The sequence below is a fragment of the Micromonospora sp. USAFONa4 genome (assembly GCF_057197825.1).
Genome location: NZ_CM170072.1, coordinates 355,571 through 368,526, shown reverse-complemented (window position 1 = coordinate 368,526; position 12,956 = coordinate 355,571). Strand labels below are relative to the sequence as shown.

The following is a 12,956-nucleotide window of genomic DNA, read 5'->3' as shown; positions in this document are numbered from 1 at the left end:
TCACCGTGCTTCCGGGGCATCCGACCCACCGTGATCACTCCTGTCGGCGTCGCAGGTGTGCCGGGCCGCCAGCTCGGGGGACCCGGTCCCGTCGGCAGGACGGGTGGCTGGGCTACCCGCCGCCGGGGGCGGCAAACCCCCGGCGGCACCCGGTCGCGGGCGTCGGCGGGCACCGGGCCGTGGGCGGCCGGTCAGTCGCGCAGCGTACGCAGGATGCTGGCGAGCTGTTCCCGGTCGGCGGGTGCGAGGCGGCCGAACAGCTCCTCGGCGGCGGCCCGGCGGGCGGCGTGGATGGCGGCGCCGGCGCGCGTGCCCTCCCCGGTCGGCGCGACCAGGGTGGCGCGCCGGTCCGCCGGATCGGGCCGGCGCCGCACGAGCCCGCGCGCCTCGAGGTCGTCCACGACCTCGGTGGCCGAGCGCGGGGCGATGCGCAGGTGCTCGGCGAGCGCGCTGAGCCGCAGCGCGCCGTGCCGCATCAGCACGCCGAGCGCCCGGGACTGCCCGGGCGTGACGTCCCAGGGCGCGAGCGCCTCGCGGGTGCGGTGGCGCAGCCGCCGGGTCACCGCCCAGAACGCCTCGGCGAGGCCGTCCCCGGCGTCGTCCGTGTTTGCCGTCACGGGGAATACGGTAGCAGCAGGAGCTGTTGTTCCCTCATGTTGAGGCAACCTCAGCATCTCCGACTTGAGGAAGTACCCCCTTGGAACCCGTCCCCTCCGGCCGCGACCGCGGCCCCCGCAAGGTCAGCGCCGCCGAGAAGGCGCAGGCCCGCCAGGTGTCCCTGCGGCGCATCGGCGCGCTCTTCGCCCGGCACCGGACGGCGCTCGCCACCGTCACCGCGATCATCGTGGTCTCCTCGGTGCTCGCCATGGCCTCGCCCTTCCTGCTCCGCGCCGTGATCGACCGGGCCCTGCCCGAGCGCGACCTGCCGCTGCTGGTCTGGCTGGTGGCCGGCATGGTCGCCGTCGCCGCCGTGACCTCGGTGCTCGGCGTGCTCCAGACCTGGATCTCCACCCGGGTCGGCCAGCAGGTCATGCACCGGCTGCGCACCGACGTCTTCACCCACCTGCAACGGCAGTCCCTGGCGTTCTTCACCCGCACCCGCACCGGCGAGGTGCAGTCGCGCATCACCAACGACATCGGCGGCATGCAGAGCGTGGTCACCTCGACCGCCACCTCGATCGCGGCCAACCTGACCACCGTCGTCGCCACGGCGGCGGCGATGGTCGCGCTCTCCTGGCGGCTCTCGCTGGTCTCGCTCGTCGTGCTGCCGCCGGCCATCTGGCTGACCCGACGCGTCGCCCACCTGCGCCGCGAGATCACCGCCCAGCGCCAGCGCGAACTCGCCGACCTCAACGTCACCGTCGAGGAGGGGCTGTCCGTCAGCGGCGTGCACCTGGCCAAGACCCTGGGCACCGGCCCCGCCCTGGCCGCCCGCTTCGCCGCCTCGTCGGACCGCCTGGTCGACCTGGAACTGCGCTCCGAACTCGCCGGCCGCTGGCGGATGGCCACCATGAGCGTCGTCTTCGCCGCCATCCCGGCGGTCATCTATCTCAGCGCCGGGCTGCCCGGCGCCGCCGGCACGCTCAGCATCGGCACCCTGGTCGCCTTCACCGCGTTGCAGGGCGGGCTGTTCCGCCCCCTGATGGGCCTGCTCAACGTGGGCGTATCCGTGACCGCCTCGCTCGCGCTGTTCGCCCGGATCTTCGAGTACCTGGACCTGCCGGTCGAGGTGGACGACCCCGCCGAGCCGGTCGACGTCGACCCGCGCCGGATCCGGGGCGAGCTGCGCCTGAGCGACGTCACCTTCCGCTACCCGGGCAGCGACACCGCCGCCGTCGCCGGGATCACCCTCGACGTGCCGGCCGGCAGCGGCCTGGCGCTGGTCGGCGAGACCGGCTCCGGCAAGAGCACCCTGGCCGCGCTGATCAGCCGCCTGCACGACCCGACGAGCGGCCGGATCACCGTCGACGGCGTCGACCTACGCGACCTGCGCCTGGCCGACCTGGCCGCGATCGTCGGCGTGGTCAGCCAGGAGACGTACCTGCTGCACACCACCGTGCGGGAGAACCTGCGCTACGCCCGCCCGGACGCCACCGACGCCGAGATCGAGACCGCCGCCCGCGCCGCCCAGATCCACGACCTGATCGCCGGGCTGCCCGACGGCTACGACACCATGGTCGGCTCGCGGGGACACCGCTTCTCCGGCGGCGAGAAGCAGCGCCTCGCGATCGCCCGTACGCTGCTGCGCGACCCGCGCATCCTGATCCTCGACGAGGCCACCAGCGCGCTGGACACCGAGACCGAGCGCGCCGTGCAGCGGGCGTTCGACGAGGTGGCCCGGGGGCGTACCACCATCACCATCGCGCACCGGCTCTCCACGGTGCGGGGCGCGGACCGGATCGCCGTGCTCGACCACGGCCGGATCGTCGAGTCCGGCAGCCACGACGGCCTGCTGGAGCGGGCCGGCCGCTACGCCACCCTGGCCGCCTGACGTGTCAGCGCCCGAACTTCTGTGCAGGCCGCCCACGTGGGGCCGGTCGGCCGCCTGCCATCGGTGCGCTACCGCCGGGCGGCGGCCCGCTGGCGTGCCGATTCGTACAGCACGACGGTCGCGGCGGTCGCCGCGTTCAGGGAGCTGGCGGACCCGGACATGGGGATCCGGACGAGCTGGTCGCACGCCTCGCGCCAGCCGGAGCTGAGGCCGGTGGTCTCATTGCCGATCAACGTCAGGGTGGGTTGTGTGAAGTCGTACTCGGCGGCGTCCAGAATGCCGCGCTCATCGGTTCCCACGATGCTCATGCCGATGCCGTCGGCGCGGACGTCAGCGACCCAGGACAGAACGGCCTGGTGGGAGGGGACCCGGACCACGGGCAGGGCGAACAGCGAGCCGGTGCTCGCCCGGACCGCCTTCGGGTCGTACACGTCGGCGGCGTGGCCGGTGACGATGACGCCGCCGGCGCCGAAGGCGTCCGCCGACCGGACGAGGGTCCCGATGTTGCCGGGGCTGGTGGGCCGATCGAACACGACGGTGAGCATGGTCGGGCCGACCGGGATACGGCGCAGATCGTCCTCCGGCAACGCGACCACGGCCAGCAGCTCTGGAACCGTGTCCGCCTTACCTCCCAGTTCGTGGATCAGCTCACGCGAGAGGGCGAACTTCTCGGCCCGGACCGTGTCCATGGCCTCGCGTGCCCAGCCGGACAGGTGCGCGCTGGTGTCGTAGAGCAGCTCCCGGATCTGCCAGCCGTGTTCGACGGCCATGCTGATCGGGCGCACGCCCTGCACGAGGAACTCGCCGCGTCGCTGCCGCTTGGTCCGATTGCCGAGGAGAGCCTTCCACTGCTGGAACCGCGCATTGCGGCCACTCACCCGCAGAACCACTGCCACCTCCGCCTCCACCGTACCGGCGACGGCAACCTCACCGGCGGACCGCCCTGGACCTCACCCTGGCGCCCCGAGATCTCCGACAAGACCTTCGGCCAGGCGCTCAGGAACGGACGCGTGTCGCCCCGGCGCCGCGGTCGGTGCCGTCCCCGTCCGGACCGAGAGCGTCCCGTCCGAGACCCCGACGGATCGCGATCTCCACGGGGGAGTAGGCGCCGTCGGCCCGCTCCAGCTCGTACGGTGCGGCCGGCATCAGCGGCGGTTGGGCCATGAAGCGAGGCCGCGCTCCGTGGTGCGGTTGCGCCGCGTGCACCAGGAACGGGTGGCAGAGGAAGACGTCGCCCGGAGATCCGGTGGCGAGGGCGAGCGGCCGGTGCTCGGACGCCGCCACCAGGTCGGGCGCAAGGGCCAGTCCGCTCGCGCCGTTCTCCCCGTACTTCTCCAGCACCTTCGGCACGTCGAGGTGCGAGCCGACCCGGATCCGGGTCGGGGCGTCCTTCTCCCCGACCTCACTGAACAGGAACAGCATCAGCAGCGCCCGGCCGCGGGAGCGCACATTGGTGAAGTACCAGCTCTCGCCCTCCGGCAGATAGCTGCCCTCGATGTGCCAGCCCGCGTCGTCCGGCTCCTCCTCGTGCGGGAAGCGCAGCGGGAACGTGCCCAGCGAGTAGCGCGGCTCCCAGCGTCCCGCGCCGACGAGCAGGTCGTACGCGCGATGGAGGAACGGGGAGTTGGGAGCGGCGGCGAACGGTCCCTGCGCCAGGCCGGGCACCCAGTGCACGGGCTGCGTCCACGTCGCTGGATCGTCCGGGTCGCAGCCCGTCTCCCGCCACAGCAGCCGCGCGCAGTCCGCTGCCACGCGCGGCGCGACGGCGCCCTCCAGCTTGACGAAGCCGTCGCGCAGAAAGCGGGACACCAGGGTCGTGTCATCCATGCCCCCATCGTGCGGCGGCGCCGGTCCCGATCACCCGACACTTCCCGCGCAGCTTTCGTCGGGTGCCTCGGACGCTCACTCCGGGCGGTTTCAATCCACTGTGGACATGAGCTACGCTCTCCGCCGGGCCTGCGGGCTCGATCGGTAGGTGTGGCAGAGGCAGCCACCGGCAACGGTGGCCGACGCCGCACGCAACCCGGGCGACCTGCGCGATCCGCGGACCCCGGGGCCGCTCCCGGGTGGGTCTTCCGCCGCCGCCCCCTGCGCCGCCACCGCCACATCAACGAAGGATCATTCAGTTGTACGACGCGATCGTCATCGGCGCCCGCTGTTCGGGTGCGTCCACTGCCCTGTTGCTCGCCCAGCGCGGACACCGGGTGCTCGTGGTGGACCGCTCCTCGTTCCCCAGCGACGTCATCTCGACGCACTTCCTCTGGCCGCACGGGATGTCCTACCTGAACCGGTGGGGACTGCTGGACGAGGTCCTGGCGGTCACCCCGGCGCACACCACGGTCGAGGTGGTCAACGACGGCATCTCGCTGACCGGCTCGGTGCCGACCGAACTGCTGCGCGAGTACTTCCGGGACCTGCACGGCGACGACTCGGGCGTGGTGCAGAGCTATGCGTCCGTGCGGCGCCGGGTGCTCGACGAGATCCTGGTCGGCGCGGCCGCCAGGGCCGGCGCCGAGGTGCGGACCAACTTCACCGTACGTGAGCTGATCGTCGAGGACGGGCAGGTCACCGGCATCCGGGGGCGCGCGGTCGACGGAGAGCTGGTCGAGGAGCGGGCCCGGATCGTGGTCGGTGCCGACGGCCGGAACTCGTTCGTCGCCCGCACCCTGGCGTTGCCGAAGTACGACGAGCGGCCCCGCTGCACGTTCGCCTACTGGAGCTACTGGTCCGGCTTCGACCTTGGTCCGGCACAACTGCACCGGCGCGGCCGGTTGGCCTGCGCGGTGGCGCCGACCAACTTCGACCAGAACATGGTCCTGGTCTGGGGTCCGAGTGAGTGGTCGCGGGAGTTTCGCGCCGACGTGCCCGGCAACTACCAGAAGGCGCTGGACTTCGTCAGTCCGGAGCTGGGCGACGTGGTGCGCAGCAAGGGGACCAGGGAGGAACGCATCTACGGCACCCTGGACCAGTCGGCCTTCCTCCGGCCACTGCACGGGCCCGGGTGGGTGCTCGTCGGTGACGCCGAGTCGGCCAAGGACCAGTGCACCGCGATCGGCATCACCCACGCCTTCCGTGACGCCGAGCTGGTCAGCGCCGCACTCGACCGGTGGCTCCGCGGTGACGTGTCGATCGACGAGGCGATGACCGCCTACGGGGACCGCCGCCGGAGCCAGAACGCCGCCGCCTACCACGACTACGTCTGCACGCTCGCCGAGATGCGTCCGTACCGGCACGACGAGTTGCAACTGTTCGTCGCGTTGCGGGGCAACCAGCAGGAGACCGACCGGTTCATCGCCACCCACGCCGACGTCGCGCCGGTGTCGGAGTTCTTCCAGGCCTCCAACCTCTTCCTGCTCAACGACGCCGCGAAGGAGTCCTCCGCGGACCACGCGGTCTTCGAGGACTTCGCGGAGACCTCCCGCAGCTACCAGCAGAACCTCTTCGCCTGATGATCCACCAGGGAGACGACACCGTGACCACCGAGCTGGACCAGCGTGAAGACGGCGAACTGATCGGGATCATCCTCAAGGCGGCACACTGCCGGGACTTCGACACCATGGCGCGTACCGCGGCCGAGGTCTCCGAGATGACCCGCAACTGGGCCACCCACATCCCGTGGGACGACCTCGCGTCGCTCGACGGCGCCGACGCCGAGCTGGCCCAGGTGGTCGCCGACCTCACCGAGATGTGGGAGCCGGCCCACCTGCGCAACCCCGTCGACCCCGACGAGGAGTACGCCCTGGACAAGAACGCGTACGACTTCTACCGGCCCGCCGGCCGCAACCTGCTGACCCGCACCGGGGACTTCTACGGCTGGGTGCAGGCCCGCCGACGCACGGAGACGTGGCAGTACTCCCGGGTGCTGGAGGCGGCACCGGACAGCGTCGCCCAGATCACCAACGACCTGGGCCGGCGGGCCCGCGGCATCAACTTCAACTCGCAGGACTACCTGTCGTTCAACACCCACCCGGCGATCCGGGAGGCGGCGGCCAGGGCGATGCACGACTACGGGCCGCACAGCGCCGGCTCGCCGATGGTGCTCGGCAACACCCGCATCTCCGACGAGCTGGAGGCTGCCCTCGGCGACCTGGTCGGGCTCGACCACGTGACGCTCTTCCCGACCGGCTGGGCGGCCGGCTTCGGCGCGGTCGTCGGTCTGGTCCGGCAGTCCGACCACATCCTGATCGACCGGCTGGCCCACTCCTGCCTCCAGCAGGGGGCGCGGGCGGCCACCCGGAACGTGGTCCGCTACGAGCACCTCAACGTCGAGGCGGTACGCCGGCACCTGACCGAGATCCGGGCCACGGACACCCGCAACGGCATCCTGGTGGTCACCGACGGGCTCTTCTCGGTGGACGCGGACTGGCCGGACCTCGTCACCCTGCAACGCGTCTGCCGGGAACACGACGCCACGCTGCTGGTCGACGTGGCCCACGACCTCGGCTCGATGGGGCCCGGCGGCACGGGCGTACTGGGGATGCAGGACCTGCTCGGCAGCGTCGACATCGTGATGGGTGCCTTCTCCAAGACGTTCTGCTCCAACGGTGGCTTCGTGGCGTCCCACTCGCCGGCGTTGAAGCAGTACATCAAGATGTTCGGCGGCTCGCACTTCTTCTCCAACGCGCTGTCGCCGGTGCAGACCGCGGTGGTGCGGGAGGCCACCAGGATCATCCGGTCGGCCGAGGGGGACGCGCTGCGGGCCCGGCTCTTCACCGCGATCCACGCCCTGCGCGACGAACTGACCGGCCGGGGCCTGACCTGCATGGGTGAGCCGTCACCGATCGTGCCGCTACTGATCGGCAACGAGAAGCTGGCGCGGACGGCGAACCGTCTGCTCTTCGACCGAGGGGTGCTGGCATTCATGGTCGAGTTCCCGGTGACCCCGACCGGCTCGTCCCGGTTCCGGCTTCAGGTGCAGGCCGGGCACCGGCCCGAGGAGGCCCGCGAGGCGGCCCGGATCATCGAGGGTGCCATCGCCGACTCCCGGGCGTACCTCTCCAGCGCCTTCGGCAGCGCTCCCCGCTGAGACGTCTCGTAACTCGATGAGGGCGGGATGCCCGGCGCGCTGACTGGACCGTCAGCCGGCAGCTGCCCATTGCGGTCTGTGAGCCGTTCGATGCGGGTGGAGCGGTGACCGGGCCCCGGTACCGCCCACCATCGGATCAGCGCAGTGGAGGCACCCTCGGATGAGGGTGCCTCCTGCTGATCGCTTCGCCTTCCGCGGAAGGCGGCCCTCGTTCTCAAAACCGTCGCGGAACCAGTCTCATTATTCTGCGGCGGCCAGGTCGAGGTGGCGGTAGACGGTGGCCCGCGAGACCCCGAGCGCGGCGGCGATCTCGTCCGCCGAGTGGTCGCCCCGGGCGTGCATCCGCCGTGCCGCCTCGACCTGCTCCGCGCTCATCGCCCGAGGTCGCCCGGGCCGGCGCCGGCCCTTCGCCGCGCCGCCGGCCGCCGGGGTGCCCGCACCGCCGCCACCGTCGGCCGCCGTGCCCGTGCCGCTGCTGGTCGCCGCCGTGCGGGTGTTCGCGCCGCCGGTCGCGCTCTCGGCGCCGGCCGCGCCCGCGCCGCCGGCCCTGCTCTCGCCGTCCGCCGTGCCCGCGACGCTCGCCGTGCCCGCGCCGCCGGCCTGGTCGGAGCCGCCAGCGGGGCCGGAGCCGGGCGGGTCGCCGAGCAGGCGGCGCACGCCGTCCAGCATGTCCGCCCGCAGCACCGCGTCCGGCACGTCGATGAAGAAGACGACCGGATCGCTGCACGCGGCGACCGCCTGCACCGCCCGGACCCGCTCCCGGCGCCCCGCGTCGGGCCCGGCGATCAGGTCGTTGGCGCGCATCGCGATCCGGATCAGGCGGTGGTAGGTGTCGCCCCGGCCGACGAGCGCGATGTCGTGGAAGAGCATGCCGAGTGGACGGCGGTGGCCCAGGATGATGTCCACCCAGCCCTCCAGCACCGTCCACCGGGCCCGCTCGGCCGGCCCCGCCTCGGCCGCGTCGAGCAGCGCCTCGAAATCGGCGACCATCGGCTCGATCAGGGCGGTGAGCAGGTGCTCCTTGGTGGGGAAGTGGTAGAGGATCGCGGCCTTGGTCAGCCGCAGCCGCTCGGCGATCTGGCGCAGCGGCGTGCGCTGGTAGCCGTGCTCGGCGAACAGGTCGAGCGCGGCGCGCAGGATCCGGGTACGCGTGTCGTCGGGCGCCTCGGCGGTCATGGCGGCAAGCCTAGCGGCGTCTGACCGATGGCAGGCAGCCCTGTTGATTCGACTGACCGTCGGTCAGTACAGTGTGCTCGTCGGCACCGCCAGCGACAGGAGGGCCCATGCCCGTCATCTCCATCGGCAACCTGGTCAAGACGTTCGGCAGCGTCCGCGCGCTCGACGGGCTCGACCTGACGGTCGCGGCGGGGGAGGTGCACGGCTTCCTCGGGCCCAACGGCTCCGGCAAGTCCACCACCATCCGCGTCCTGCTCGGCCTGCTGCGCCGCGACGCGGGCGACGTGCGGGTCTTCGACGCCGACCCGTGGCGCGACGCGGTCGCCCTGCACCGGCGGCTCGCGTACGTGCCCGGTGACGTGAACCTGTGGCCGAACCTCTCCGGCGGCGAGGCGATCGACCTCTTCGGCCAGCTGCGCGGCGGCCTCGACCGGCGCCGCCGCGACGAGCTGCTGGAGCGCTTCGACCTCGATCCGACGCGCAAGTGCCGCACCTACTCCAAGGGCAACCGGCAGAAGGTCGCCATCGTCGCCGCCTTCGCCTCGGCCGTCGAACTCTACGTGCTCGACGAGCCGACCTCCGGGCTCGACCCGCTCATGGAGGCCGTGTTCCAGGACGAGGTCCGCCAACTCAAGCGCGACGGCGCCACCGTGCTGCTCTCCAGCCACGTGCTGGCCGAGGTCGAGGCGCTCTGCGACCGGGTCAGCATCATCCGCGAGGGCCGCACCGTCGAGTCCGGCACCCTCACCGAGCTGCGTCACCTCACCCGTACTGCCGTGACGGTCGAGACCGCGCGGCCGGCGACCGGCCTGGCGAACCTGCCCGGCGTGCACGACGTGCGCGAGGTCGACGGTCGCACCCACCTGGAGGTCGAGCCCGTCCACCTCGACGAGCTGCTCGGGCACCTGGTGCGCTTCGGCGTACGCGCGCTGACCAGCGCCCCGCCCACCCTGGAGGAGCTGTTCCTGCGCCACTACGGCGACGAGCGCGCCGCCGTCCCCGCCGGCGCCTCCGCCCCGGCGGCGGGCCCGATCGACGGTGACCGCCCCGACGCCGACCGGCCGGCGGGTGCCCGGTGAGCGCGTTCACCGGCACCGGGCGGCTCGCCCGCCTCGTGCTGCGCCGCGACCGGCTGCGGCTGGCGATCTGGGTGCTCGGCACGCCCCTGCTCGGCTACGCCCTCGCCGGCAGCGTCAAGGAGTTCTACCCGGACGAGGCGTCCCGGGTCGGCTACGCCAGCACGTCGGCGTCCAGCCTGGTCGCCCGCGCGTTCAACGGGCCGATCGCCGGCACCGACCTCGGCGCGGTGGTGACCGCCGAGACGTACGTGACGCTGGCCCTGCTCGCCGCGCTGCTGAGCACCTTCGCGGTCATCCGGCACACCCGGCAGAACGAGGAGACCGGCCGGGCGGAACTGCTGGGCGCCTCCGTCGTCGGCCGGTACGCGCTGCTCACCGCCGCGCTGCTGGTGGTCGTCGCCGCGAACGTGGCCGCCACCGCCCTGCTCGCCGCCGCGCTGGCCGGCGCCGGACTGCCGCTCGCCGGGTCGGTCGCCGCGGCCGCCGCCATCGGCGGCGTCGGCCTGGCGTTCACCGGCGTCGCCGCCGTCGCCGCCCAACTGTCCGTCACGTCCCGGGGCGCCAACGCGCTCGCCGCCGCCGCCGTCGGGATCTCCTTCCTGCTCCGCGCCGCCGGTGACGTGCTGGGCGAGCAGACCGACGGCGGGCTGCGGGTGGTCAGCGCCTGGCCGTCCTGGCTCTCGCCGCTCGGCTGGGGCAACCAGGTCCGCGCCTTCGGCGGCGAACGCTGGTGGACGTTGGCGCTGCCCGTCGCGCTGCTGGTCGCCGGGGTGGCGGCGGCCTACGCCCTCGCCGAGCGGCGGGACATCGGCGCCGGGCTCGTCGCGCCCCGGCGCGGGCCGACCACCGCCGCACCCGGGCTGCTCAGCCCCGCCGGACTGGCCTGGCGGTTGCAGCGCGGCGCGCTGCTCGGCTGGGCGGTCGGGGTGGCGGTGCTCGGGTTCTCGATGGGCATCGCCGGCGACGAGTTCAACGCCATGATCGAGGAGAACCCGGCCGCCGCCGAGGCCATCAGTGCGATGGGCGGCGGCGCGAAACTCATCGACGCGTACCTGGCGGCGATGCTGGGGCTGTTCGCGCTGACCATCGGGGCGTACGTCGTGCAGGCGCTGCTACGCACGCGCAACGACGAGGCCGACGGGCTGCTGGAGGCGGTGCTCGCCACGGCGGTCAGCCGTACCCGCTGGCTGACCACCCAGGTGGTCGCGGCGACGCTCGGCGCGCTCGCCCTGGTGCTGCTGGGCGGGCTCACCACCGGCCTCGGCTACGGTCTGGTCGCCGGCGACCCCCTCGGCCGGGCCGTCGGGCTGGGCGGAGCGGCGCTGGTACGACTGCCGGCCCTGCTGGTGGTCGCCGGGGTGGTGACGGCGCTGTTCGGCCTGCTGCCCCGCTGGTCGGTGGCGCTGTCCTGGGCGGCACTGATCGTGTTCCTGCTGCTCGGGCAGCTCGGCGCGGTGCTCGACCTGCCGCAGGCGGCGCTGAACCTGTCGCCGTACACCCACGTGCCGTCGGCCCCCGCGGTCGACCCGGCGGCGCTGCCGCTGGTCGTGCTGACGGGGGTGGCGGTGGTCCTGCTGGCGGCCGGGACGGCCGGCTTCCGCCGCCGCGACGTGCCGAGCTGACGGGGCCGCCGACGTGTTTCGGCCGCTTCAGCGGGCACCACTTGGCGAGCTTCCTTCGGCACCACCTGAGGGGCGCAGGCTCCGGTGCGGGGTCTGAAGGGCCCGGCTCTGTGCGGTGATGAGACGCGGCGACGTCGGGACGAATTGTCCCGACGCCGCTGTTCGTCGTTAGGGTCTGGGAGCGGCAGGCCAGGGGTGCCCGGTCGAAGTACGGCGGTCAGGACTTCTTCGGTAGTTCCTCGGGCCACCGCTGGCGGGCGACGCTGTCCTGCCACTCGGCCACCGGGCCCGACCCCCCAGCACGGGCCGCGGCCCGGTCGACGACCGGGAAGTCCGCCCCGCCCACCAGTTGATGTGTCTCGCGCCCCTGCTCCGTCTTCGCCGCCAGCACGTAGGTCGTGCCGGGCCGCAGCAGCGGCTCGCCTTCCACCTGCCAGGTGTCCTTGCCGAGGGTTCCACCAAGCTGGACCACCCGCAGCGTCTTGACCGGCTCGCCCTTGAGGGACTTGTCCACGGTCACCTCGAAGACGGTGTAGGGCGTGCCGTCGCGCTCCTGCACCTCGACGACACGGTCCACCGTCGCGACGACGACGTAGTCGGCGAAACCGGCCACCTTCGTCTCATCCTTCACGTCGAACGCGTAGGACGAGTGCACCGAGTGCGTTTCACCCGGGCGCAGCGAGTCATAGGCCAACCACCCGCCAGAAGCCACCGCGACCATGGCGGCGCCTGCGACCAGCGGTCGAACAAGGCGGTTCATTGTCAGTACCCCCATACGCGGTGATAGGAGCTGCCGGCGGGTGTCACGGTGCGGCGAGAGGTTCCCTGGACCCGGCGTCGAGCAGCGCGCCCACCCGTGCGATCGCCTCGCGGATCATCGTGCCGTACCCGTCGTCCGGCAACTCGGCGGCCAGCGGTGCCGCCACCGTCACGTGGTGCCGGGCGCGCCCGACGTCGCCGGCGCGGCGGTACCCGTCGGCGAGGTTGAGGTGCAGCGACGGCAGGAGGGCGAGGACCCGCAACGACGCGTCGTGCTGCTGGACGCGCTCGTCGTCGAGGTCGGCGACGGCGGCCAGCGCACGGCGGTCCCACGCCACCTCGTCCGCGACGGATTCCTGTAGGTCGGCCAGGTGGTGCGCGATGGTGCAGCGGTGCAGCGCGTCCCCGGCGTCACCGACCTGCTCCCAGAGAGCGGTGAGGGCCTCGCGGGCGGCGGCGCGGTCGCCGGCTCCACCCAGTTCCAGGGCACGGCCGATGTGCGCCATGACGTCGTCGGCGTCGTTCGTGTCCACCGTGCTCCTCGCGGGTCGGGGCTGGGCAGCCGGCCGTCGGGTCTCCGCGGCACATGCTCGGGGCTCGACCGACTAGAGGGTCAAGCCTCTGCTTCTCTTCTGCCGCGCGGCCCGTGGCGGCCTCGGGTCAGCGGCGGTTCGGTCGCCCAGGCCATGATGCTCGAAGCCCGGCTGGACGAGATCCGGGCAGGCAGAGCGTCACGGCAGATGCCGGAGGCGCGGCCCCCGGCTGAGGCGACCGGAAGCGGTGCGTAACGATCGGTCCCGTCA

At 72.9% G+C, this 12,956-nt stretch carries 11 protein-coding genes; 5 read left to right on the top strand and 6 right to left on the bottom strand.

Annotation, left to right across the window (positions count from 1 at the left end; all coding sequences use genetic code 11):
* Positions 1–191 precede the first annotated feature (191 nt).
* Positions 192–617 (bottom strand): MarR family winged helix-turn-helix transcriptional regulator, encoded by a 426-nt coding sequence (locus AC0OO9_RS01565; RefSeq protein WP_484514965.1) that lies wholly within the window; start codon positions 615–617, stop codon positions 192–194.
* An 80-nt stretch (positions 618–697) separates the two neighbouring features.
* Between AC0OO9_RS01565 and AC0OO9_RS01560 the strand changes: the two genes are divergently transcribed.
* Positions 698–2,491, top strand: a complete 1,794-nt coding sequence (locus tag AC0OO9_RS01560; RefSeq protein WP_484514964.1) for an ABC transporter ATP-binding protein — start codon at positions 698–700, stop codon at positions 2,489–2,491.
* A 68-nt stretch (positions 2,492–2,559) separates the two neighbouring features.
* On the opposite strand, the gene AC0OO9_RS01555 is transcribed toward AC0OO9_RS01560, so the two are convergent.
* Together AC0OO9_RS01555 and AC0OO9_RS01550 are read right to left on the bottom strand one after the other, a co-directional pair.
* On the bottom strand, positions 2,560–3,387 hold the full coding sequence (locus AC0OO9_RS01555; protein ID WP_484514962.1) for a TrmH family RNA methyltransferase: 828 nt from the start codon (positions 3,385–3,387) through the stop codon (positions 2,560–2,562).
* A gap of 100 nt (positions 3,388–3,487) precedes the next feature.
* The gene (locus tag AC0OO9_RS01550; RefSeq protein ID WP_484514961.1) at positions 3,488–4,318 is read right to left on the bottom strand and encodes a phytanoyl-CoA dioxygenase family protein; all 831 of its coding nucleotides are present in this window, start codon (positions 4,316–4,318) and stop codon (positions 3,488–3,490) included.
* 293 nt (positions 4,319–4,611) lie between these two features.
* Between AC0OO9_RS01550 and AC0OO9_RS01545 the strand changes: the two genes are divergently transcribed.
* A complete protein-coding gene (locus AC0OO9_RS01545) occupies positions 4,612–5,940 on the top strand; it encodes an NAD(P)/FAD-dependent oxidoreductase (RefSeq protein WP_484518115.1) in 1,329 nt (442 codons plus the stop codon).
* Positions 5,941–5,963: 23 nt separating this feature from the next.
* Positions 5,964–7,517 (top strand): aminotransferase class I/II-fold pyridoxal phosphate-dependent enzyme, encoded by a 1,554-nt coding sequence (locus tag AC0OO9_RS01540; RefSeq protein ID WP_484514960.1) that lies wholly within the window; start codon positions 5,964–5,966, stop codon positions 7,515–7,517.
* Between the two features lie 240 nt (positions 7,518–7,757).
* Here AC0OO9_RS01540 and AC0OO9_RS01535 read toward each other — a convergent pair whose 3' ends face one another.
* On the bottom strand, positions 7,758–8,693 hold the full coding sequence (locus AC0OO9_RS01535; RefSeq protein ID WP_484514959.1) for a TetR family transcriptional regulator: 936 nt from the start codon (positions 8,691–8,693) through the stop codon (positions 7,758–7,760).
* A 107-nt stretch (positions 8,694–8,800) separates the two neighbouring features.
* On the opposite strand from AC0OO9_RS01535, the gene AC0OO9_RS01530 reads away from it, so the two are divergent.
* Both AC0OO9_RS01530 and AC0OO9_RS01525 read left to right on the top strand, forming a co-directional pair.
* Positions 8,801–9,772 (top strand): ABC transporter ATP-binding protein, encoded by a 972-nt coding sequence (locus tag AC0OO9_RS01530; RefSeq protein ID WP_484514957.1) that lies wholly within the window; start codon positions 8,801–8,803, stop codon positions 9,770–9,772.
* Positions 9,769–11,394 (top strand): ABC transporter permease, encoded by a 1,626-nt coding sequence (locus AC0OO9_RS01525; protein ID WP_484514955.1) that lies wholly within the window; start codon positions 9,769–9,771, stop codon positions 11,392–11,394. Before AC0OO9_RS01530 ends, AC0OO9_RS01525 begins: the two co-directional genes overlap by 4 nt.
* Before the next feature lie 217 nt (positions 11,395–11,611).
* Here AC0OO9_RS01525 and AC0OO9_RS01520 read toward each other — a convergent pair whose 3' ends face one another.
* Together AC0OO9_RS01520 and AC0OO9_RS01515 are read right to left on the bottom strand one after the other, a co-directional pair.
* Positions 11,612–12,154 carry a hypothetical protein gene (locus tag AC0OO9_RS01520; protein ID WP_484514953.1) on the bottom strand — a complete coding sequence of 181 codons (543 nt, stop codon included), beginning with the start codon at positions 12,152–12,154 and terminating at the stop codon, positions 11,612–11,614.
* A 43-nt stretch (positions 12,155–12,197) separates the two neighbouring features.
* Positions 12,198–12,659: a hypothetical protein gene (locus AC0OO9_RS01515; RefSeq protein ID WP_484518114.1), complete on the bottom strand. Its 462-nt coding sequence runs from the start codon at positions 12,657–12,659 to the stop codon at positions 12,198–12,200.
* Positions 12,660–12,956: the final 297 nt, after the last annotated feature.